This window comes from Herbaspirillum sp. WGmk3, assembly GCF_023952535.1.
Lineage (GTDB): Bacteria > Pseudomonadota > Gammaproteobacteria > Burkholderiales > Burkholderiaceae_D > Herbaspirillum > Herbaspirillum huttiense.
In genome coordinates, this window is the sequence record NZ_JAKYWT010000004.1 from 39,826 (window position 1) to 59,973 (window position 20,148).

General features: G+C 64.1%; 22 protein-coding genes. 4 read left to right on the forward strand and 18 right to left on the reverse strand.

The features are described 5' to 3' along the window. Nucleotides 1–77 precede the first annotated feature (77 nt). The 8 genes from MKD49_RS15880 to MKD49_RS15915 all read right to left on the reverse strand — a co-directional run bounded on the left by MKD49_RS15880 (nt 78) and on the right by MKD49_RS15915 (nt 8,654). Nucleotides 78–1,442 carry a cytochrome c gene (locus MKD49_RS15880; protein ID WP_252696793.1) on the reverse strand — a complete coding sequence of 455 codons (1,365 nt, stop codon included), beginning with the start codon at nt 1,440–1,442 and terminating at the stop codon, nt 78–80. After that, nucleotides 1,435–3,039: a GMC family oxidoreductase gene (locus MKD49_RS15885; RefSeq protein ID WP_252696794.1), complete on the reverse strand. Its 1,605-nt coding sequence runs from the start codon at nt 3,037–3,039 to the stop codon at nt 1,435–1,437. Before MKD49_RS15885 ends, MKD49_RS15880 begins: the two co-directional genes overlap by 8 nt. An 18-nt stretch (nt 3,040–3,057) precedes the next feature. Then, nucleotides 3,058–3,561, reverse strand: coding sequence for a sugar dehydrogenase complex small subunit (locus tag MKD49_RS15890; protein ID WP_121040314.1), 504 nt, complete (start codon nt 3,559–3,561; stop codon nt 3,058–3,060). 198 nt (nt 3,562–3,759) lie between these two features. Further along, on the reverse strand, nt 3,760–4,464 hold the full coding sequence (locus MKD49_RS15895) for an ABC transporter ATP-binding protein (RefSeq protein WP_034338301.1): 705 nt from the start codon (nt 4,462–4,464) through the stop codon (nt 3,760–3,762). Then, nucleotides 4,464–5,240, reverse strand: coding sequence for a high-affinity branched-chain amino acid ABC transporter ATP-binding protein LivG (livG, locus tag MKD49_RS15900; protein ID WP_121038910.1), 777 nt, complete (start codon nt 5,238–5,240; stop codon nt 4,464–4,466). The genes MKD49_RS15895 and livG overlap by 1 nt, the downstream gene beginning before the upstream one ends. Beyond that, complete coding sequence (locus MKD49_RS15905; RefSeq protein WP_039790365.1) at nt 5,237–6,463, reverse strand: high-affinity branched-chain amino acid ABC transporter permease LivM; 1,227 nt, start codon at nt 6,461–6,463, stop codon at nt 5,237–5,239. The genes livG and MKD49_RS15905 overlap by 4 nt, the downstream gene beginning before the upstream one ends. A gap of 43 nt (nt 6,464–6,506) precedes the next feature. Next, complete coding sequence (gene livH / locus MKD49_RS15910) at nt 6,507–7,433, reverse strand: high-affinity branched-chain amino acid ABC transporter permease LivH (RefSeq protein ID WP_034350126.1); 927 nt, start codon at nt 7,431–7,433, stop codon at nt 6,507–6,509. 99 nt (nt 7,434–7,532) lie between these two features. After that, entirely contained in the window at nt 7,533–8,654 is a 1,122-nt protein-coding gene (locus tag MKD49_RS15915) for a branched-chain amino acid ABC transporter substrate-binding protein (RefSeq protein WP_039790367.1), read from the reverse strand. 435 nt (nt 8,655–9,089) lie between these two features. On the opposite strand from MKD49_RS15915, the gene MKD49_RS15920 reads away from it, so the two are divergent. Further along, nucleotides 9,090–9,902, forward strand: coding sequence for a phosphodiester glycosidase family protein (locus MKD49_RS15920; RefSeq protein ID WP_039790369.1), 813 nt, complete (start codon nt 9,090–9,092; stop codon nt 9,900–9,902). Nucleotides 9,903–10,269: 367 nt separating this feature from the next. Here the strand turns inward: MKD49_RS15920 and MKD49_RS15925 are convergent, their stop codons facing one another. Then, nucleotides 10,270–10,554, reverse strand: a complete 285-nt coding sequence (locus tag MKD49_RS15925) for a hypothetical protein (RefSeq protein ID WP_034338034.1) — start codon at nt 10,552–10,554, stop codon at nt 10,270–10,272. 220 nt (nt 10,555–10,774) lie between these two features. Between MKD49_RS15925 and MKD49_RS15930 the strand changes: the two genes are divergently transcribed. The 3 genes from MKD49_RS15930 (at nt 10,775) to MKD49_RS15940 (ending at nt 12,593) form a co-directional block, all read left to right on the forward strand. Further along, complete coding sequence (locus MKD49_RS15930) at nt 10,775–11,641, forward strand: M15 family metallopeptidase (protein ID WP_252696795.1); 867 nt, start codon at nt 10,775–10,777, stop codon at nt 11,639–11,641. A 145-nt stretch (nt 11,642–11,786) separates the two neighbouring features. Further along, nucleotides 11,787–11,987, forward strand: coding sequence for a hypothetical protein (locus tag MKD49_RS15935; RefSeq protein ID WP_083859771.1), 201 nt, complete (start codon nt 11,787–11,789; stop codon nt 11,985–11,987). Nucleotides 11,988–12,113: 126 nt separating this feature from the next. Next, nucleotides 12,114–12,593, forward strand: coding sequence for a GNAT family N-acetyltransferase (locus MKD49_RS15940; protein ID WP_121038901.1), 480 nt, complete (start codon nt 12,114–12,116; stop codon nt 12,591–12,593). Nucleotides 12,594–12,612: 19 nt separating this feature from the next. Here MKD49_RS15940 and MKD49_RS15945 read toward each other — a convergent pair whose 3' ends face one another. From MKD49_RS15945 to ssuC, 9 genes are all read right to left on the reverse strand, one after another. Further along, nucleotides 12,613–13,548 (reverse strand): CysB family HTH-type transcriptional regulator, encoded by a 936-nt coding sequence (locus MKD49_RS15945; protein WP_121038898.1) that lies wholly within the window; start codon nt 13,546–13,548, stop codon nt 12,613–12,615. Then, entirely contained in the window at nt 13,545–14,624 is a 1,080-nt protein-coding gene (locus MKD49_RS15950; RefSeq protein ID WP_252696796.1) for a sulfate/molybdate ABC transporter ATP-binding protein, read from the reverse strand. Before MKD49_RS15950 ends, MKD49_RS15945 begins: the two co-directional genes overlap by 4 nt. A 9-nt stretch (nt 14,625–14,633) precedes the next feature. After that, the gene (cysW, locus tag MKD49_RS15955) at nt 14,634–15,539 is read right to left on the reverse strand and encodes a sulfate ABC transporter permease subunit CysW (RefSeq protein ID WP_252696797.1); all 906 of its coding nucleotides are present in this window, start codon (nt 15,537–15,539) and stop codon (nt 14,634–14,636) included. Between the two features lies 1 nt (nt 15,540). Beyond that, a complete protein-coding gene (gene cysT, locus MKD49_RS15960; protein WP_204725235.1) occupies nt 15,541–16,431 on the reverse strand; it encodes a sulfate ABC transporter permease subunit CysT in 891 nt (296 codons plus the stop codon). 160 nt (nt 16,432–16,591) lie between these two features. Continuing rightward, nucleotides 16,592–17,176 (reverse strand): alpha/beta hydrolase, encoded by a 585-nt coding sequence (locus tag MKD49_RS15965; protein WP_039790379.1) that lies wholly within the window; start codon nt 17,174–17,176, stop codon nt 16,592–16,594. Between the two features lie 39 nt (nt 17,177–17,215). Further along, nucleotides 17,216–18,052: an EAL domain-containing protein gene (locus tag MKD49_RS15970; RefSeq protein ID WP_252696798.1), complete on the reverse strand. Its 837-nt coding sequence runs from the start codon at nt 18,050–18,052 to the stop codon at nt 17,216–17,218. A 63-nt stretch (nt 18,053–18,115) separates the two neighbouring features. Then, a complete protein-coding gene (locus MKD49_RS15975; RefSeq protein ID WP_006464491.1) occupies nt 18,116–18,331 on the reverse strand; it encodes a molybdopterin-binding protein in 216 nt (71 codons plus the stop codon). Between the two features lie 107 nt (nt 18,332–18,438). After that, the gene (locus MKD49_RS15980; protein ID WP_252696799.1) at nt 18,439–19,272 is read right to left on the reverse strand and encodes an ATP-binding cassette domain-containing protein; all 834 of its coding nucleotides are present in this window, start codon (nt 19,270–19,272) and stop codon (nt 18,439–18,441) included. 30 nt (nt 19,273–19,302) lie between these two features. After that, complete coding sequence (gene ssuC / locus MKD49_RS15985) at nt 19,303–20,142, reverse strand: aliphatic sulfonate ABC transporter permease SsuC (protein ID WP_252696800.1); 840 nt, start codon at nt 20,140–20,142, stop codon at nt 19,303–19,305. Nucleotides 20,143–20,148 lie beyond the last annotated feature (6 nt).

Sequence of the window (20,148 nt, forward strand, 5' to 3'; positions counted from 1 at the left end):
AAAAAAGAGCCGCCCGGTGTGGGCCGGGCGGCATCTGGTATGACATGTCAGGAGCGTTGGAAGGTCATCCTTCGGCTTCAGCCTGCCGTGCCGGGCTTGCGGCGACGACGCCACCAGACCGCCACGCCCAGCAGGACCAGCACCAGCAGCACCATGCCGCCGCGCGCCACCCACAACAGCGGCGAGGGCTCACCGCCGGCCCGCAAGGCTTTGACGCGCTCGACGCTGATGCTGACCTTGCTGCCACCCAGATCCTGCATCAGGTAGTTGGTCACCGCCGCAATCTCGCCATCGTTCAAGGTATGGGCAAAGCCGATCATGCCTTGTCCGTGCTCCGGCAGCACGCCTTCGAGGATGGCCATGGCCACGTTGTCGGCATTGGGCTGGCGCAGCAGCGGATGCTGCTGCAGGGATGGCAGGCCGTTGAGGCCCTGGCCGCCGGTGTTGTGGCAGGAGGCGCAATTGTTCATATAGACACGTGCACCCACGCTCATGGCGGCCAGCGCCTGGGGCGTATCGTCGCCCTGCACCGGGGTCAGCGCAGGGACGGCAGCAGTCGGCGCAGTCGCGGACGCCGGAGCCGCCGCGGCCGGACTGGCCGGCAGCAGATAGGTGGCCATTGCATCCAGATCCTCACGGGTCATGCGCGAGAAACTCTTTTCGATGGCTTCCAGCATCGGTCCGCCGGCGGTGGCCCCATTGGCGGCGTGGCCGCTGGCCAGGTAGTCGGCCAGCATGGCGCGGGTCCAGGCCGGCTTGGCCTGCAAGGCAGCGGGGCTGATGTCGGGTGCGTACCAGGTGCCGAGCGAGGCCCCTTGCAGGCGGCGCTCCAGTTGCTCGGCCATGAGCACATTGCGCGGCGTATGGCAGGTGCTGCAATGGGCCAGGCCCTGCACCAGGTAGGCTCCGCGATTCCACTGCGCCGATTGCGCCGGGTCGGGCTCAAAGGGCTTGGTGTCCAGGAACAGCCAGTTCCACGCCTTCATCGACATGCGGATGTTGAACGGGAACGGCAGCGCCGTCGCCGGCGCAGCCTGGTCCACCGGCTGCACGCCCTGCATGAAGTAAGCGTACAGCGCCGCCACGTCCTCATCGTTCAGCCGCGCATAGGCGGTGTAGGGCATGGCCGGATACAGGTTGCTGCCATCGGCACGCACGCCGCGACGCAAGGCAGCGGCAAATTGCTCCGGCGTGTACTGGCCGATGCCGTGGGTCTTGGAGGGCGTGATGTTGGTGCTGTAGATGGTGCCAAGAGGACTGCTGATCGGATGCCCGCCGCTGAACGGGGCGCGTCCCTTCTCGCTGTGGCAGGCGGCGCAGTCACCGGCGATGGCCAGGTACTCGCCGCGCTTGATCAACTGCGCATCATTGGCCGCATGAGCCAGCGCGACCACTCCCAGCAAGGACAGCAGCGCCAGCAGGCGCTTGAACGGCTTACGCATGGCGGCTCTCCTCGATGATCTTGTCGGCCGTGCGCAGCGCCAGTGCCATGGCCGTCAGCGTGACGTTGCAGGTGCCGACCGTGGGCATGACGCCGGTGCCGACCATGAACAGGTTCTCGTGGTCGTGTGCGCGGCCCCAGGCATCGGTGACGCTGGTGGCCGGGTCCAGGCCCATGGAGAGCGTACCGGTGATGTGCTGGCGATTGGAGAACGCCCCGCTCTTGCTGTGCTTGATGTTGGTTGCACCCAGCCGGGCGGCGATGGCGTCGTAGGCGGCGCGGGTCTTCTCGGTGCCCTTGACGACGTAGTCGTCCACGTTCCAGTACAGGGCCGGGACGGGCAGGCCAAGTTCATCCTTCTTGTCGCCGAGGGTCACGCGGTTGTTGCGGTCCGGCAGTTGTTCCAGCGCGTTCTTGATGCTCAGGCGGCGTGCGGCGCGGAACAGGATCTGCTCTTCCAGGCGCTTGCCGAAGTAACCCTCGGCGAGCAATTCCTTGGTCACCGAGGCCACCTGCGAGGCATTGGAAATATCGATGCGGAACGGCGCGTGCTCCGCACGGAAATCGCCATCGCGGAACTGGCCGATGGAGCAAGGGCTGACCGGACCACGGCCGGGCCAGATTTCTTCATCCACATCGAAGGTCACGCCGATGGCCGGGTGGTCGCACAGGTTGCGGCCGACATTGTCGCGGGCGTTGGCGATCCCCTGCGGGAACTTGTCGCTCACTGACATCAACAGCAGTTTGGGGGTCTCGATGGCATTGGCGGCCAGCACGAAGGTCTGCGCGGTGATGCGGTGGCTGACCTTGTTCCAGTCGTAATAATGCACAGCGGCGATGCGACCTTTTTCGTCATGTTCCAGGCGATAGACCACGGCCTCGGTGATGACCTGCACGCCGCTGTCTTCAGCCTGCTGCGCAGCCAGACCGCCGTGATATTGGGCATCGATGGGACACAGCGGCATGCAGTTGTTGTTGCCGCAGCAGGCCGGACGGCCGTCATAGTTGCGGCTGTTGCGGCCGGTGCTGTCGTCAAGCACGGTGAATTCCGGCGCCAGGCGGGCCGTCACGCGTTGCTGCAGCCACGAGGCCGGCACCCGCTCCATCGGAAAAGGATGCTTGCGCGGCGAGCCGCTCTCGGGCGAACCACCGACACCGGCGATGACCTCGGCCTGGTAGTAATAGTCTTCCAGGTCGTCATAGCTGATCGGCCAATCCTTGCCGACGCCATAGAGACTGTGCTGGCGGAAGTCGTTGGGTACATAGCGCCACAACTGCGCCGCCCAGTGCCAGCTGGTGCCGCCGAACATGCGGATGTACTGCGCATTGAAGGCATGAGGCCCCTTCTGCTGCAGATAGCCGTTGGGCTCCGGGGTATAGCGCGGGTGCGGTGCCAGCGGCGAATACGGATACGGCGCCATGAAGTCGGACTTGAAAGCCGAACTGCGGAAACGTTCAACCAGTTGGTCGCGGCCCATGCGCGGGCCGGATTCCAGCAGCAGCACCGACTTGCCGGTCTTGGCCAGGCGCGTGGCCAGCAAGGCGCCGGTCACACCGGCACCGATCACCACCACGTCGGCGGAATTGGGATTACTCATGAATGTCACTCTCGCAAATCAGGGCTGGCGCGACCAGCTGCCGCAGGGACCATAGGAAAAACTGGGCGGCACCAGCTTGCCGCTCACCAGTCCGTTGGAGAGCGTATTGATGTAGGTGACGTACTGGGCGTTCTTGCCCTTGCCGACCACGCCGTCGTACCAGGCGCCGAGGATGACGCGCGCCAGCTTCTCGCTGTCGCCCTGCTCGGCCGGGAAGGCCAGGCGCTCGGCTTGCAGCAGCGCCGGCTGGGCTTGCAGCAGGCCCTTGAGCGATTGCAGGCGAGGTGCCAGGTCTTTTTCGGTTTTGGACAGGGCCAGCAGCAAAGCCGCGCCCAGCTTGGGACTCAAATCCTGGCGTTCAGTCAGTTGCCGGGAAACCTGAAGAAAATCGTCGACCGGCACGGTCGCCGGATTGTTTTGTGCCGTGACCCGGTGCGGCAGGGACCAGAACAGGCCGGCAGCGCCGGCACCTGCCATCAGGCCCGCCACTTTCAGTACCCGGCGGCGTGTGGGATGTGTCATGTCGTCGTCCAAATGAAAGGCCCCCAAAGCACGCTCAAGGTGCCGCGCCGTCGCGCCGGGGCCAGGATGGGCCGGTATTCTACGCACTTTGTTGCTGCTCTGCAGCAAAGGGCGCAGCAGGTTTTCAGGATACTGGAAACGACACGGCCCGGCCATGTACATGGCCGGGCCGTGGATCGGGTGGCGTCGCTGCCGGTATCAGCCGTGGCCGAGATAGGCCTTGCGCACGTCGCTGTTGGCCAGCAGGTTGGCACCGGTATCGGACATGACCACATGGCCGTTTTCCAGCACGTAGCCACGGTCGGCCACGCCCAGCGCCTTGTTGGCGTTCTGCTCGACCAGGAACACGGTCACGCCGCTGTCGCGGATGGTGCGGATGATCTCGAAGATCTGCGCAATCACCAGCGGGGCCAGGCCCAGCGTGGGTTCGTCCAGCAACAACAGGCGCGGCTTGCTCATCAGCGCGCGGCCGATGGCCAGCATCTGCTGCTCGCCGCCGGACATGGTCCCGGCCCGCTGCGCCGCGCGTTCCTTCAAACGCGGGAACAGTCCGAACACATACTCGATGCCCTGCTCGATCTCTTCATTGCTGGCAAAGAAGGCCCCCATTTTGAGGTTTTCCAGCACCGTCAGGCTGGGGAAGACGCGCCGGCCTTCGGGCGAGATCGCCAGTCCGCGGCGCATGATCTCGTGGGTCGGCAGCTGCGTGATGTCCTGCCCTTCGAAGAGTACGCGGCCACTGGAAGCACGCGGACGGCCGCACAGCGTCATCAGGAGCGTGGTCTTGCCGGCACCGTTGGCACCGATCAAGGTAACGATCTCGCCCTTTTCCACCGTCAGCGATACGCCGTGCAGGGCCTCGATGGCACCGTAGTGGGTATGCACCTTGTCAAACTGCAGCATCATTCTTCTCCCAGGTAGGCCTTGATCACACGTTCGTCGCTGCGCACCTGTTCGGGGGTGCCGGTGACGATGGGCTTGCCGTGCTCCATGACCAGGATGCGGTCGGAGATGCCCATGATGAGGCTCATGTCGTGTTCGATCAGCAGCACGGCGACGCCATGTTCGCGGCGCAGGCGGTCGATCAGTTGCGACAGCTCCTGCTTCTCCTGCGGGTTCAGGCCGGCCGCCGGTTCATCCAGCAGCAGCAGGCGCGGCTTGGTGATCATGCAGCGGGCGATTTCCACGCGCCGTTGCAGGCCATACGAGAGCGTGCCGGCCTCGCGGTTGGCCAGCGCGGTCAGGCCGAGCTGGTCCAGCCAGTAGGCCGCACGCTGCAACGCTTCCTGCTCGGACTTGCGATAGGACGGGGTCTTCAGCAGCCCCGACAGCAGGTTGGTATTGACCTGCTGGTGTTGCGCCACCAGCAGGTTCTCCACCACGGTCATGGACTTGAAGAGACGGATGTTCTGGAAAGTGCGCACCAGCCCCTGCTGCGCCACCTGGTGGCTGGGCTGACGAGCGATGGAGACGCCATCGAGCGAGATCTCGCCCGAGGTCGGCTGATAGAAGCCGCTGATGCAGTTGAAGACGGTGGTCTTGCCGGCCCCGTTGGGACCGATGATGGCGAAGACTTCGCGCTCCTGCACGGCCAGCGAGACGCCATCCACGGCCAAGAGGCCACCGAAGCGCATCGACAGGTTGGACACTTCCAGCATGGTTTTCACGGTCGGGTTCATTGCGGCAGCTCCACATGCGGACGGGTGGCAGGAAGCAGTCCTTGCGGACGCCACATCATCATCAGCACCATCACCAGGCCGAAGATCAGCATGCGGTACTCGGCAAAGCTGCGCGCCAGTTCCGGCAGCACGGTCAGCAGGATCGCCGCCAGGATCACGCCCAGCTGCGAGCCCATGCCGCCCAGCACGACGATGGCCAGGATCAGGGCAGATTCGATGAAGGTGAAGGATTCCGGCGTCACCAAGCCCTGGCGGGCGGCGAAGAAGGAACCGGCCAGGCCGGCGAAGGCCGCACCGAGCGTGAAGGCCGAAAGCTTCACGCGGGTCGGGTTGATGCCCAGCGAGCGGCAGGCGATCTCATCTTCACGCAGGGCTTCCCAGGCGCGGCCCATGGGCATGCGTAGCAGGCGGCTGGTGACGAAATACGTAAAGAGCACCATCAGCAAGGCCAGGAAGTACAGGAAGATCACCATGTGGCCACCCTGGTAAGTCAGGCCCAGCAACTGGTGGAAGGTAGTGCCGTCTTCGGTCAGCGGATTGCGCGCCATCACCACGCCGAACACGGTCGGCTTGGGGATGCCGGAGATGCCATCGGGGCCGCCGGTGAGGCTGGTCATGTTGTTGAGCAAGAGGCGAATGATTTCGCCAAAGCCCAGCGTGACGATGGCCAGGTAGTCACCGCGCAAACGCAGCACCGGGAAGCCCAGCAGGAAGCCGAACAGCGCGGCAGCAGCAGCCGAGAGCGGCACGCATTCCCAGAACGAGAGGCCGAAGTACTGGTTGCACAGCGCATAGGTGTAGGCACCCACGGCATAGAAACCCACATACCCCAGGTCGAGCAGGCCGGCGAAACCGACCACGATGTTCAGGCCCAGTCCCAGCACCACGTAGATCAGCGCCAGGGTCATCACGTCCACGTAGCCGCGCGAACCGAAGAAGGGCCACACCAGCGCGGCCATCAGCAGGATCAGCACGGCTGCGCGCTGCTGGCCCGGCTGCATGCGCGGCAGCGCCGGCAGCTTGATGCCTGCGCTGGTGCGCGCGAGCGCAGGCCTGGCCAGCTGGAACAGGAACACGGCCAGCACCGCCACCAGCACCGGGGTCCAGTGGGTGTTGAGGACCACGCGGTAGCCCTCCAGCTGCAGCTGCATGCCTAGCAGCGGGATGGTCAGTACGGCGGTCACCAGCGCCGCCGCCACGGCATTCTTGAAAGTCTCAGGCATCACGCCTCCTTGAATATGTCGTTGTCCGTCGAGCCGTACGGGCTCAGACCTTTTCGATGTCGGGCTTGCCCAACAGGCCCGTGGGACGGAACAGCAGGATCAGCACCAGCAGCCCGAAGGACACCACGTCCTTGTATTCGGAAGGCAGGTAGCCGGCCGCGAAGGTCTCTGCCAGCCCCAGCAGCACGCCGCCCAGCATGGCGCCGGGAATGCTGCCGATGCCGCCCAGCACCGCCGCCGTGAAGGCCTTGATGCCGGCGATGAAGCCGATGTAGGGATTGAGCTTGCCGATGGTCAGGGCAATCAGCACGCCGCCGACCGCCGCCAGCATCGCACCCAGGACGAAGGTGAAGGAAATCACCTTGTTCGTATCAATGCCCAGCAGGTTGGCCATGCCCATGTCTTCAGCGCAGGCGCGGCAGGCGCGGCCCATGCGCGAACGCGCGATGAACAGCGTCAGGGCCACCATCAGCACCAGCGTCACGCCCACGATGACCATGCGCGAATACGGCACGGTGACCGTGAAGTCGCTGCCCATCTGGAATTCCAGCGCGCCCGAGATCAGCACCGGCACCGACATGTCGCGTGCACCCTGGCCGATCTGCACGTAGTTCTGCAGGAAGATGGACATGCCGATGGCCGAGATCAGCGGTACCAGGCGCGGGCCGCCGCGCAGCGGGCGATAGGCCACGCGTTCGACGGTCCAGCCGTACAGGCCGGTCACCAGCACCGAGACGATCAGCGCGCCGCCCAGCAGCAGCGGCAAGGGATAGCCGGACTGCACGCCGATGGCGGTCAAGGTCACCAGGCCGACGTAGGAGGCGATCATGTAGATCTCGCCGTGGGCGAAGTTGATCATGCCGATGATGCCGTAGACCATGGTGTAGCCGATGGCGATCAAGGCATAGATCGCACCCAGCGACAGCCCGTTGACGAGCTGCTGGGTCAGTTGAGGGAGCAATTCATTCATGAGGGAACCCATAAAGTGGAAATGCCCCATTCCGACTGCAATGGGGCATTTCGCGGTTTGACGTCAGGTCAGACAGTCACGCCAGCGATTCGGGGCGAATCACTTGGCTTCGGTCTTGGTGGCGTCCTTGTGCCAGGTGAAGACGACGAACTTGAAGGCCTTCAGATCACCCTTCTTGTCGTATTCGACGTTGCCGATGGGGGTCTTGAAGCTGTTGCCGTGGATGTAGGCGGCGACCTTGTCCGGATCGGTGGACTTGGCGCCGGTGATGGCATCGGCAATGATCTTCACGGCCGAGTAGGCCGGCATCTGGAACGGACCGTTGGCGTCACGCTTGGCGGCGGCGAAGGCCTTGACCAGGGCGGCGTTGGCCGGATCGGCGGCGAAGTCGGCCGGCAGGGTCACCAGCATGCCTTCGGAGGCAGGGCCAGCGATGGCGGTGATGTCCTTGTTGCCCACGCCTTCGGGGCCCATGAAGACGGCCTTGACGCCCTGCTCACGCGCCTGGCGCATGATCAGGCCCATTTCCGGGTGGTAGCCGCCGAAGTAGACGAAGTCCACGCCCTGCGACTTCAGCTTGGTGACGATGGCCGAGTAATCGCTGTCACCGGCGTTGATGCCTTCGAACACCACCACCGGCACCTTGGCCGCCTCCAGGGCCGACTTCACCGACGACGCCACGCCCTGGCCGTAGGACTGCTTGTCGTGCAGCACGGCGACCTTCTTGGGCTTGAGCTTCTCGATCACATAGCGGGCGGCGGCAGGACCTTGCTGGTCGTCGCGGCCGATGGTGCGGAAGATGAACTTGTGCGGCTTGGCTTCGGTCAGCTGCGGAGCGGTGGCCGACGGGGTGATCATGACCACGCCTTCGTTCTCGTAGATGTCGGAGGCGGGGATGGTGGAGCCGGAGCAGACGTGACCGATCACGTACTTGATGCCCTGGCTGACGATCTTGTTGGCCACGGCGACGGCCTGCTTGGGTTCACAGGCGTCGTCCATCATGACGGCTTCGAACTTGTTGCCGTTGGCGCCGCCGGCGGCGTTGATCTGTTCGATGGCGGTGAGGGCACCGGCCTTGACCATGTCGCCGTACTGGGCCACGGCACCGGTCAGGGGACCGGCGATGGCGATCTTGACGGTTTCGGCGTGGGCCACGCCGGCGAAGGCGGCAAAGGTGGCGGCGGCCAGGGCGATCTTGGTCAGACGGCTTGCAAACTTCATTGTCGTTTCCTCCAGGATGGAACGGATTCAAGAGGCGCCGTTACCTGGAGAACAGGCCGGCGCGCGTAGGGTTGTGGATACCTGACCCCGTTTTACGGGAGGCTGGCCGCAACATGGGGGCAGAGTGTAACACTGCCGTCATATGGGGCAAATTTTTTTTGAAATTTCGTCAAACCCCATCATTAATGCGCTGTGGTCTTCGATTTTTCGCACATTTCATGCCGTTTTTCTTCATTTTCCCACATTCGGTGCAGAACCGCACTGCAGCATGAGCGAATTCGGTGCATCGCCCGCAAAGCCTTGATGGGACTGGATTTTCGGCCAAAATCCGTTTTCCCGTGGCAAGCCCGGCTTGCGCCATTTACAATACCGCCTCGCCCTCCGCGACAATACCGCCTCGCCCTCCGCGTTCCCGCAGAACAAGACCTGGTTTCGATGCTTCGCTCCCCTTCCCTCCCTGCCCCTGGTTTCCGCCGCACACTGCTGCGCCTGCTCGCATTGACCGGCCTGGTACCGGCGCTGCTGCTGGGATCGGGCAGCCCGCCGGCACAGGCGGCCGAGGTGCGCCAGTACCAGTATCACCAGGTCTTCATCAGCACCTGCCGCGCTGATCCGCGCAGCGACACCATCCGCATGTACTGGAAGGATGCCGCTGGCACGCCGCTGGGCAACTTCAGCCGGCTCGATGCGCATCTGCGCAGCCAGGGACAGGAGATGGTCTGCGCCACCAATGCCGGTATCTACGACAAGCAATTGCAGCCGCTGGGGCTGTACGTGGAAGGCGGCAACCAGCTGCGCCGCCTCAATACGCGCAAGAACGCGTATGGCAATTTCTATCTGCAGCCCAATGGGGTATTCGTGTTGAGCGAGCGCCAGGCTTACATCGTCGAGACCTCCGACTATGAAGCCGAACTGGGTCTGTGGAATGGCGTGACGCGCTACGCCACGCAATCGGGTCCGCTGATGATCGTGGACGGCAAGATCAATCCGCGCTTCGATCCCGAGTCAGCCAATACGGTGGTGCGCAATGCGGTGTGCCTGGATGCGGCGGGCATCGTCACGCTGGCCATCGCGCGCAATCCGATCAGCTTTTACGATTTCGCCAGTTTCCTTCGTGATGAGCTCAAATGCAGTGACGCCTTGTACCTGGATGGCAGCATTTCGCGCATGTATCCCACGCTGGAAGCCAATATGGGTCCGGCGTTCGGGGCAATGATTGCGGTGGTGAAGGGGCATGGGGGGAAGTAGCTGGCACATGCGAAAAGATGGCGAAGACAGCCAGTCTTGTCCGCCCGTTGAAGGGACGAAAAAAAGCCCGCAGCCAATGAACTGCGGGCAAGTTCCCTATCAAGAGGGAGGTTGAAGGAACAGTTCAACCACCTGTACGACTGCAAGCCGCAAAAAAAAGTTCGGAAAGATTTTTCCAGCCAACGCGCGAATTGCCCCCAAGGGCCAGGTGCTTGGCAAGATTCTTCACATTTACCGCAAAATCCACCTTTCCAGCGCCCCAAAAGAAAACGCCGCGACAGTTGCCCGTCGCGGCGCATGCAGTGCTGTTCCCACTGCGGGAGAGGGTGCGGCGCTTGCCGTCTTGTTGGCTCTTGTTGTGAGGCGTTTACTTTTGCGTACCACTGTCGCCAGAGGCGGCCGGGGTGCTCGGCGTAGTGGCCGAGGAATCCGAAGGCGTAGTCGGGGTCGGGGTCGCCGGCGTAGCGGTCGAGCCCGCAGCCGTACCGGAATCAGCCGGTGCCGGCGTGGTCGGGGTGCTGCTTGCCGGTGCCGGTTCCGAAGCGGCCGGCGGGGTGGCGGCAGGCGTTGCAGGCGCTTCGTCGCGCTTGTTGCAACCAGCCAGCACAGCAGTGAACACGGCGGCAGCCAAGAGGGTGTGGCGAATCTTCATATGTTGCCTCCTAAAGTTGTTGAGGGGGATTTGCCGAAATGCGGACAGACAGGCACAGAGCACGTGCTTGCCGGGAATTCGACAGCTTCTGGACACCGATTATTCCCGTTCCGCCGTTCCCACGCTGTCAGAAAACGGCGCATCTTGATGTCAGCCATCACAGGCAATCTGACAATCCTGACAAACCATTTCCCCCTGAAAACCCGTATCATCGCCTCCCATGATGACCTTCACCGCCCGCTTCCCCGCCCTCGCCCGCCTGACCCTCCTGCGCCGCGCGCTGGCCCTTCCCGCGACCGTGCTGGCGATGGCACTGCCGCTGGCCGCCCAGGCCGACATCACGCCGGTTTCCCCCGCGCAATGCGCCCAGATGCGGGCCAGCAAGGTCATCACCTCCGGCAATCCGGTCCCCTGCACGCGCCTGGCCACGGTCAGCTTCGACTACACCGATTTCGGCGGGGCCACCCGCCAGGGCAGCGTGGTGGTGCTCGACGCGCTGGCTCCGCAGGTCGAAGCGCTGTTCGGTGAGCTGCTCTTGCGCTCCTTCCCGCTGGCCGGGGCGCAAGGGCTGGAAGCCTATGACGGCGACGACCAGCGCTCCATGGCCGCCAACAACAGTTCGGCCTTCAATGGGCGGCCCATGACCGGCGGCGGAGGCTGGTCCAAGCATGCCTATGGCGCGGCCATCGACATCAATCCGCTGCAGAATCCTTATGTGAGCAAGGCCGGCAGCCCCGAGCAGGAAGTCCTGCCGCCGCAGGGCGCGGCCTACCTGCAGCGCGCGCCCCTGCAGCCGGGCATGGCCGAGGAGGTGGTCAGCGTGTTTTATGAACATGGATTCCTGGTCTGGGGCGGCCAGTGGAAACAACCCATCGATTACCAGCACTTCGAGATCGGCAGCCGCAGCTTCATCCTGAAACTGGCCAGTCTGCCCAAGGCCCAGGCGCGCGCCGAATTTGAACGCTATGTGATGCGCTATCGCCAGTGTGCGCATCCCGCCACAGTCACTGCCGCACCGTCCGCCGACGACGATGCGCCCGAGGACACCCGCCTGCGCGACCAGTGCGCCGCGCGGTTACGCAAGTAAGCAGTGCCACGTCCACGCCGAACAGGTAAAGATGCGCAAGTTTCGGTAAACCGGCGCAGCGGCCCCATCTTGCGCCCCTATACTGCCTCGGCAATACCGGTCTGGGCGCTGGCCCGGGGGACAGCCTTACTTGAGGAGTGCACGCATGTCGACCAATTCCATTTCCGCCGTCTATCACGGCAACGCACCGGCAGGCGGCCAGCAGGCTGCGAAGAAGCCGGCCGTCAATTTCAATGACGTCCTGAAAGCCGCCGGACAGTCCACCCAAGTGGCCCAGTCCACTTCCGCACAGCCCAGCAGTACAGATACCAGCACCTTCACCACGACACCGACCCGCACGGTGTAAGCAGAATTATCCTGCCCGCAATGACAAAGGCCGGACAGTGCGCAAACACTGTCCGGCCTTTGTCCTGACACTCCTGGAAACTGGCCCGGTACGGCTATACTGCGACCTCAGACGCCAGGAGCCGCCATGCCAGACCCGCTGCACCCCGAAGCCCTGCACATCCGACTTGCCCGCCAGGATGACTACCCGCAATGGAAGATCCTGTGGGATGACTACAATGCCTTCTACGGCCGCAGTGGCGCCACTGCCCTCCCCCTGGACATCACCCGTTCCACCTGGTCACGCATCCATGCAGCCGATGAGCCGGTGCATGCGCTGGTGGCCGAATCCGGCGGACGGCTGCTGGGATTGGCGCATTACCTCTATCACCGCAATACCATTCTGATCGGCCCCACCTGCTACCTGCAGGACCTGTTCACCACCGAAGCCGCACGCGGCCGTGGCGTGGGACGTGCACTGATCGAAGAACTGTACCGGTACGCCGCAGCGGACGGTGCCGAGCGAGTGTACTGGCACACCCATCACACCAATGCCACGGCCCGCAAACTTTATGACCACCTGGCCGTGGATTCAGGCTTCATCGTCTATCGCAAGAACCTCAGATAGCTGCTGATGCCCGCCTGCTTCACGCCTGGGCGTTGGCCTCATTGAGTGCATTGACGATGTCAGCGCGCTTGAGATCCGGTGCAAACTGCTGGATGAAATCGAAGGCATAGCCGCGCAGGTAGGCACCGCGCCGCACCGCCAGCCGGGCGATGTTGGCCTTGAACAGGTGGGAGGCATTGATGGCCACCATCTCCGTGTGCTTGCCCTGGTCCACCGCCATCGAGGCCACCAGGCCCACGCCCATGCCCAGCGAGACGTATTGCTGGATCACGTCCGAATCCATGGCGGTGAGCACGATATCAGGCTCAATGCCGGCCTGGCGGAAGGCTTCATCGATGTGGCCACGGCCGGTAAAGCCGACGTCATAGGTGATCAGCGGCCAGGTACCCAGGTCTTCCAGCGACACCTGTTCCAGCCCCAGCAGCGGATGGCCCTTGGGAACCACGATCACGTGGCTCCAGGTATAACAGGGGAAGGACACCAGTTCCTTGAACTGCGACAGGCCTTCGGTGGCGATGCCGATGTCGGCCTTGCCCGAGATGACCCATTCTGCAATGTGTTCCGGCGCGCTCTGCTGCAGGGCGATGCGCACCTGCGGGAAGGCATCGCGGAAGGCCTGCACCACGCGCGGCAGCACGTAGCGCGCCTGGGTGTGGGTGGTGGCGATGGAGAGCGTGCCGCTCTGCTCGCCGGCGTATTCCTTGCTGGCGCGGCGCAGGTTCTCGGCTTCCAGGAGGAGCCGCTCGACGATGCCGAGGATGCCCTTGCCGGGCTCGGTCAGGCCGGTCAGGCGCTTGCCGTTGCGCTCGAAGATTTCCACGCCCAGCTCTTCTTCAAGCTCGCGGATCTGGCGGCTCACGCCCGGTTGCGAGGTGAAGAGCACGTTGGCCACTTCGGTCAGGTTGAAGCCGCAACGCGCGGCTTCGCGGATGGAACGCAGCTGCTGGAAATTCATCGTGCCTGCCCTCCTTCCTGCTGCGCAAAGACCTGCAGCCGGCGCGGACGCACGACCAGGGTCTCGCCATTCTTCAAGCCCAGCTGCGCAAAACGTTCATTGGGGATGACGGCCTCGATCAGCTCGGCATTGTCATCGCGTTCCAGTTCCAGTTGCGCCAGCGGACCGATGGCATGCGAGCGGCGCAGTTGCACCACGATGCCTTCGGCGCCGGGCGAGTAGCGCTCCACGTCCAGGTCATGCGGACGCACGAAACCGACGCCGGCCGCATCGCGGATATCGCCGTGGCCGGGGGCCTCGAAACGCGCACCGCCGGCGTCCAGCACGCCTTCGTGCAAGCGGCCATGGAACAGGTTCACATTGCCCAGGAAGCCGTAGACGAAGGGCGAAGCCGGATGGTTGTACACCGTCTCGGGCGCGCCGATCTGCTCCACTTGTCCCTTGTTCATCAGCACCACCTGGTCGGCCACTTCCAGGGCTTCTTCCTGGTCGTGGGTAACGAAGATGCTGGTGACGTGCAGTTCATCGTGCAGGCGGCGCAGCCAGCGGCGCAGTTCCTTGCGCACCTTGGCATCGAGGGCGCCGAAGGGTTCGTCCAGCAGCAGCACGCGCGGCTCCACGGCCAGTGCGCGGGCCAGCGCGATACGCTGGCGCTGGCCGCCGGAGAGTTGCGGCGGATAGCGGTCGGCCAGCCAGTCCAGCTGCACCAGTTCCAGCAGGCGCTTGACCTTCTCGCGGATGACCGCTTCCGAAGGACGCTGGGCGCGCGGTTTCACGCGCAGGCCGAAGGCGATGTTCTCGAAGACGGTCATGTGCTTGAACAGCGCATAGTGCTGGAACACGAAACCGACCTGGCGTTCGCGCACGTGGCGCGCCGAGGCGTCTTCGCCATCGAGCAGCACCTGGCCCGAATCGGGCGATTCGAGCCCGGCGATGATGCGCAACAGCGTGGTCTTGCCGCAGCCGGAGGGACCCAGCAAGGCCGTCAGTTCGCCCGCCGGGAAATTGAGGGACACGTCGTTGAGCGCGGTGAAGCTGCCGAAACGCTTCTGGATGTGATGGACTTCGATGCTCATGATGACTCCTTAAGCTTGTTCGCTGGCGGCTTGCTGCTGGTGCAGCCGCCACTCGATGACGCTCTTGATGGCCAGCGTGACCACGGCCAGGAAGGCCAGCAGCGACGCCACGGCGAAGGCGCCGGTGATGTTGAATTCGTTGTAGAGGATCTCGACCTGCAGCGGGATGGTGTTGGTCTCGCCGCGAATGTGGCCGGAGACCACCGAGACGGCACCGAACTCGCCCATGGCGCGCGCATTGCAGAGGATCACGCCATACAGCAGGCCCCACTTGATGTTGGGCAGCGTGACGTGCCAGAAGGTACGCCAGCCGGAAGCACCCAGCACCAGCGCGGCCTCTTCTTCCTCGCTGCCCTGCGACTGCATCAGCGGGATCAGTTCGCGCGCCACGAACGGGAAGGTCACGAAGATGGTGGCCAGCACGATGCCCGGCACGGCGAAGAGGATCTTGATGTCATGCTCGCGCAGCCAGGGGCCGAAGTAACCTTGCAGGCCGAACAGCAGCACGTAGATCAAACCCGAGATCACCGGCGAGACCGAGAACGGCAGGTCGATCAGGGTCAGCAGCACGTTCTTGCCACGGAACTCGAACTTGGCAATCGCCCACGCGGCCGCCACGCCAAAGACCAGGTTCAGCGGCACGGCGATGGCGGCAGCGAGCAGGGTCAGCTTGATGGCAGACCAGGCGTCAGGCTCGGTGATGGACGCCACGTAGACATCCCAGCCCTTGCGCAGCGCTTCGTAGAACACCGCCACCAGCGGCACGAACAGGAACAGGGTCAGGAAGGCCAGTGCGATGCCGATCAGCAGCACACGCACCCACCAGGGTTCGGTGATGGCGCCGGGGGTCAGCGGCGGCTCGCCACGGGCAATCGCGTTGGCTTGCGGGGCAGCGGAAATGGGGGCAGCGCTCATCTCAGGTCCTTTCCGACTGGCCGCGCTTGCGGGTCCAGGCTTGCAGCAGGTTGATGGTCAACAGCAGGATGAAGGAAACCAGCAGCATGACCATCGCAATGGCGGTCGCACCGGCATAGTCGTACTGCTCCAGCTTGGTGACGATGAACAAAGGGGTGATTTCAGAAACCATGGGCATGTTGCCGGCGATGAAGACCACCGAGCCGTATTCCCCCGAGGCGCGCGCAAAGGCCAGCGCAAAGCCGGTCAGCAAAGCAGGCAATACGGTCGGGAAGATCACCTTGGTAAAGGTCTGCCAGCGGCTGGCACCAAGGCTGGCGGCGGCTTCTTCGAGCTCGCGCTCGGCTTCTTCCAGCACCGGTTGCACGGTACGCACGACAAAAGGCAGGCCGATGAAGGTCAGCGCCACCAGCACGCCCAGCGGGGTAAAGGCAACCTTGATGCCCAAGGGCGCCAGCAGCTTGCCCAGCCAGCCATTCTGCGAATACAGCGTGGTCAGGGCGATGCCGGCCACCGCCGTGGGCAGGGCGAAGGGCAAGTCCACCAGGGCATCAATGATGCGCTTGCCGGGGAAACGATATCGCACCAGCACCCAGGCCACGATGCCGCCGAAGATCACGTTGAGGAAGGCACCGATCAGCGAGGCACCAAAACTCAGGCGATAGGACGCCATCACCCGGGGCGAAGTCACCGCGTCGATGAAGCCGCCCCAGGTCAGGGTGAAGGTCTTCAAAAACAGCGCCGACAGCGGGATCAGCACGATCAGCGCCAGGTAGAAGATGGTGAAGCCCAGCGACAGCCGGAAACCGGGCAATACGCGCCGGTTGGCGCTGCCCGCCGAGCGGGCTGGCGCGGCCGCTGGAGCGGCAAGGGAAACGGGGGATGCGGACATGTCGATCTCTTATTATTACAAATGCGACTATAGGTGAGCGATATTCGCACTCACCAGTTATAAAGAGAACGAAACTTTTTGCATGTCCTTAGAAGAAAAGCGCATAAAGCCAGGCTGGAATCCGTCTTTATGCGCTCATGGAGAGGTGAAGAAAAAAGCTTCAGGCGATGCGTTCGAGCAGCTCCAGCAGCCACTGCTGCCCTTCGGTCCAATCGCCCAGGCCCGATTCGGAGTTGATATGCCCGCGCGCGCCCACCGAGCGGAATTGCGCGCCCCAGGCCTCGGCCCAGTGGCGGGCGCGCTCGGCGCTCATCCAGGGATCATTGTCGCTGCCCACGACCAATGCCGGATACGGCAGCTTGTGGCGCACCGCTGCGCTCAGGCTGAACTTGACCGGATCGGCCGGTGCCACCAGCAAGGCCGCCACGATGGGATGCGCAGACCCCTCGGAAGCCGCCTGCAGGGCCGCCGTGCGATGCACGGTGGTGAGGCAGCCGAAGCTGTGCGCCACGATCACCGTAGGGCGGCCATCACGCGCCAGCACTTCGCCCAGGCGGGCCGACCAGCGCGGCAGGTCCGGGGTTTCCCAATCATCCTGCTTGACCCGTTCGAAGGCGGGATAGAGCCGCTGCCAGCGCGATTGCCAGTGTTCCGGGCCGCTGTCGGAGAGGCCCGGCGCCACCAGCACCCGGAAATCCGCCAGCCGGGCCGGTGTGGTGGAAGAAGAAGGAGATGTCAGACTCATGCAGGCCCCGCAGCGAGTGATGAAGTCATGCAGTATGCCTTACGCGGCATCCTTCAGGCCAAGCAAGGTGTCCGGCAGGCGTGCGGCCGGCACATCCCACAAATAACCCTGGGCCAAAGTGGACTGGGCCAGTGCCTGACAGTACCAGTACAGTTTATCGAACACTTCCTTGTTTTCGACCCGCTTGAAGAAGATGCGCACCCCCTGCTCGGCCGCCTGCAGCAGCAGCAAAGCCACGCTGTCGGGATCGGCCAGTTCGCGCGCATCGACCTTGATGAGATCCGGCTTGACCTTGTCCAGCAGTCCCAGTGCTTCCAGCGGGCTGTTGGCCGAGACGCCCAGGCGAAAACCGTTGCGGCGGTAATTGTCCAGCACGTAGTTGAGCAGCCAGCGCTGGTTGGGCGTGACCACCGGCAGTTGCAGCACGATGCGTTCGTGCGGCAGTTCCAGCGCGGCCAGGATGCGCCGATAGGCCACGCCGTGATTGTTGTTGACGGCGGCCAGCAGGCGCGCATGCACCGAGAGGTGCAGTTCGGGCGCGTCTTCGCCGACCTGGCGGTAGTAGTTGATGGCGTGCAGCATGCGGCACAGCCGGTCCAGTTCCACCGACTCGTCGTCGCTGGCGGCCTGGTCCAGCAGTTTCCACAGATGCAGGCCGTCGTCGACGGCCGAGTGGCTGCGGGCGAAGGCCTCGCAGGCGACGATGTGGCCATCGTCGAAGCTGCGCACCGGCTGGAAGGCCGAGGTCAGCGAAGTATTGAAAAAACGCCCGGCGGCGCGCCCCTGCTCATCCAGCCAGACCTTGGCGGACGCGGTGCCGCCAGTATGCTGCGCATCGAGGCGGGCCAGATAAGCCTTCAGTGCCTGATATGCCATCGGGCCTGCTCCTGAAAAAAAGACACCGCCCGGCCGGCATCACCGGCCAGGACGGCCAGACGATCACAGCTTGGCGATCGAGACTTCGGTGGCCTTGACCAGTGCCACCACTTCGCTGCCGATGGTCAGGCCCAGGTCCTTCACGGAGCGGGTGGTGATGACCGAGGTCACGATACCGGCCGGGGTTTCCACATCTACTTCGGACACCACCGAACCTTCGATGATGGCCTTGACCTTGCCCTTGAACTGGTTACGGACGTTGATTGCTTGAATGGTCATGCTCTGCTCCTTGATGAAACGGCGTCGGCACCTGCCGCGCCGCATGGGTTGAAATGGGATACGACTGAAAAAACTGAAAATCGGGCCAAACCTTCATGCGGTCATACTCACACCGCCCACTGCACCTGATGTACGCGGCGCGGCGTGAAGAAATCTTCAGATGGCTCCGTAGCCGCCTCGCTGCCGGGGTGCCGCAGCACGCGCGCCAGGATGGCTTCCTCCAGCGCGGCAAACTGGGCCTGGCCGCGTGAACGCGGGCGCGCCAGGTCGATGCGCTGGTCCAGTGCCACGTGGCCGTCCTCAATCAGCAGCACGCGGTCGGCCAGGGCGATGGCTTCCTGCACGTCGTGGGTCACCAGCAAGGCGGTGAAACCGCGTTCGCGCCAGAGCGATTCGATCAGGGCTTGCATCTCGATGCGGGTGAGCGCATCGAGCGCACCCAGCGGTTCGTCCAGCAGCAGCAATTGCGGGTCGTGGACCAGTGCGCGCGCCAGGGCCACACGCTGGCGCTGGCCACCGGAGAGCACTGCCGGCCATTCGCCGGCACGCTGGTCCAGGCCGACCTGGTGCAGGGCATTGAGTGCCTGCGGCGCGGCCTGCTTGGGCAAGCCCAGCGCGACGTTGGCCTGCACCCGTTTCCAGGGCAGCAGGCGCGCATCCTGGAACATGATGCGGATCTCGGGCTCGCCGCTGCCTTCGTGTTCATAGACGACCTCGCCGCCGCTGGCGCCATCGAGCTGGGCCACCAGACGCAGCAAGGTGCTCTTGCCGCAGCCGCTGCGGCCGACGATGGCGACGAATTCGCCGGGTTCGATGTCGAGGTCGATGTCGTGCAGCACCGTGCGTCCGCTGAAGGACTTCGACAAGGCGCGCAGCCTGAGGCCTACGCCCCGGCCGGCGGCACGGCTGACTTGCTGGTGTTCCTGGGTGTCATTGCGCATGATGGTTTCCTGATGCATTCATGGGGCTCGTCATTGGTAGCCGGGGTGCCAACGCAGGAAGTAGCGTTCCAGTGCCCGCGCCGCGGTATCGGCCAGCTTGCCCAGCAAGGCGTAGAGCAGGATGCCCACCAGCACCACATCGGTCTGCAGGAATTCGCGGGCATTCATGGTCATGTAGCCGATACCGGCCTGCGCCGAGATGGTCTCGGCCACGATCAGCAGCACCCACACCAGGCCCAGCGCAAAGCGCAGGCCGACCAGGATGGAGGGCAAGGCGCCCGGCAGGATCACGTCGCGATACAGCGGCCAGCCGGAGAGGCCATAGCTGCGCGCCATCTCGATCAAGCCCTGGTCCACCGAGCGGATGCCGTGGAAGGTATTCAGGTAGACCGGGAAGAACACGCCCACCGAGACCAGGAACAGCTTGGCCGTCTCGTCGATGCCGAACCACAGGATCACCAGTGGAATCAGGGCCAGTGCCGGAATGTTGCGCACCATCTGCAGGGTGGTATCAAGCAGCAGTTCGGCTGAACGCAGGCTGCCGGAGAGCAGGCCCAGGATCAGTCCCAGTCCTGCGCCGACGGCAAAGCCGGAAGCCGCACGACCGCTGGAGACAGCCAGGTGGCGCCACAGCTCGCCGGAGGCGGACAGGTTCCACGCGGCCTTCAACACCGCGAACGGTTCCGGCAGGATGCGGCTGGACAGCCAGCCGGCCTGCGCGGCGATCTCCCACCACACCAGCAGCAGGACCGGCAGCAGCCAGCCGACCCAGGCACCACGCGGCTTGCGTGCGGCCTTGGCAGCGGCTTTGGGGCGCGCCTGCTCCTGCGGTGCAGTGTTGGCGAGCACGGGATTGGATGCACTGGTCATGCCGGC

What these genes read in the sequence shown, in the direction of transcription:
- MKD49_RS15880 (WP_252696793.1), bottom strand. Translation starts at nt 1,442, where the DNA reads ATGCGTAAGCCGTTCAAGCGCCTGCTGGCGCTGCTGTCCTTGCTGGGA.
- MKD49_RS15885 (WP_252696794.1), bottom strand. Translation starts at nt 3,039, where the DNA reads ATGAGTAATCCCAATTCCGCCGACGTGGTGGTGATCGGTGCCGGTGTG.
- MKD49_RS15890 (WP_121040314.1), bottom strand. Translation starts at nt 3,561, where the DNA reads ATGACACATCCCACACGCCGCCGGGTACTGAAAGTGGCGGGCCTGATG.
- MKD49_RS15895 (WP_034338301.1), bottom strand. Translation starts at nt 4,464, where the DNA reads ATGCTGCAGTTTGACAAGGTGCATACCCACTACGGTGCCATCGAGGCC.
- livG (WP_121038910.1), bottom strand. Translation starts at nt 5,240, where the DNA reads ATGAACCCGACCGTGAAAACCATGCTGGAAGTGTCCAACCTGTCGATG.
- MKD49_RS15905 (WP_039790365.1), bottom strand. Translation starts at nt 6,463, where the DNA reads ATGCCTGAGACTTTCAAGAATGCCGTGGCGGCGGCGCTGGTGACCGCC.
- livH (WP_034350126.1), bottom strand. Translation starts at nt 7,433, where the DNA reads ATGAATGAATTGCTCCCTCAACTGACCCAGCAGCTCGTCAACGGGCTG.
- MKD49_RS15915 (WP_039790367.1), bottom strand. Translation starts at nt 8,654, where the DNA reads ATGAAGTTTGCAAGCCGTCTGACCAAGATCGCCCTGGCCGCCGCCACC.
- MKD49_RS15920 (WP_039790369.1), top strand. Translation starts at nt 9,090, where the DNA reads ATGCTTCGCTCCCCTTCCCTCCCTGCCCCTGGTTTCCGCCGCACACTG.
- MKD49_RS15925 (WP_034338034.1), bottom strand. Translation starts at nt 10,554, where the DNA reads ATGAAGATTCGCCACACCCTCTTGGCTGCCGCCGTGTTCACTGCTGTG.
- MKD49_RS15930 (WP_252696795.1), top strand. Translation starts at nt 10,775, where the DNA reads ATGATGACCTTCACCGCCCGCTTCCCCGCCCTCGCCCGCCTGACCCTC.
- MKD49_RS15935 (WP_083859771.1), top strand. Translation starts at nt 11,787, where the DNA reads ATGTCGACCAATTCCATTTCCGCCGTCTATCACGGCAACGCACCGGCA.
- MKD49_RS15940 (WP_121038901.1), top strand. Translation starts at nt 12,114, where the DNA reads ATGCCAGACCCGCTGCACCCCGAAGCCCTGCACATCCGACTTGCCCGC.
- MKD49_RS15945 (WP_121038898.1), bottom strand. Translation starts at nt 13,548, where the DNA reads ATGAATTTCCAGCAGCTGCGTTCCATCCGCGAAGCCGCGCGTTGCGGC.
- MKD49_RS15950 (WP_252696796.1), bottom strand. Translation starts at nt 14,624, where the DNA reads ATGAGCATCGAAGTCCATCACATCCAGAAGCGTTTCGGCAGCTTCACC.
- cysW (WP_252696797.1), bottom strand. Translation starts at nt 15,539, where the DNA reads ATGAGCGCTGCCCCCATTTCCGCTGCCCCGCAAGCCAACGCGATTGCC.
- cysT (WP_204725235.1), bottom strand. Translation starts at nt 16,431, where the DNA reads ATGTCCGCATCCCCCGTTTCCCTTGCCGCTCCAGCGGCCGCGCCAGCC.
- MKD49_RS15965 (WP_039790379.1), bottom strand. Translation starts at nt 17,176, where the DNA reads ATGAGTCTGACATCTCCTTCTTCTTCCACCACACCGGCCCGGCTGGCG.
- MKD49_RS15970 (WP_252696798.1), bottom strand. Translation starts at nt 18,052, where the DNA reads ATGGCATATCAGGCACTGAAGGCTTATCTGGCCCGCCTCGATGCGCAG.
- MKD49_RS15975 (WP_006464491.1), bottom strand. Translation starts at nt 18,331, where the DNA reads ATGACCATTCAAGCAATCAACGTCCGTAACCAGTTCAAGGGCAAGGTC.
- MKD49_RS15980 (WP_252696799.1), bottom strand. Translation starts at nt 19,272, where the DNA reads ATGCGCAATGACACCCAGGAACACCAGCAAGTCAGCCGTGCCGCCGGC.
- ssuC (WP_252696800.1), bottom strand. Translation starts at nt 20,142, where the DNA reads ATGACCAGTGCATCCAATCCCGTGCTCGCCAACACTGCACCGCAGGAG.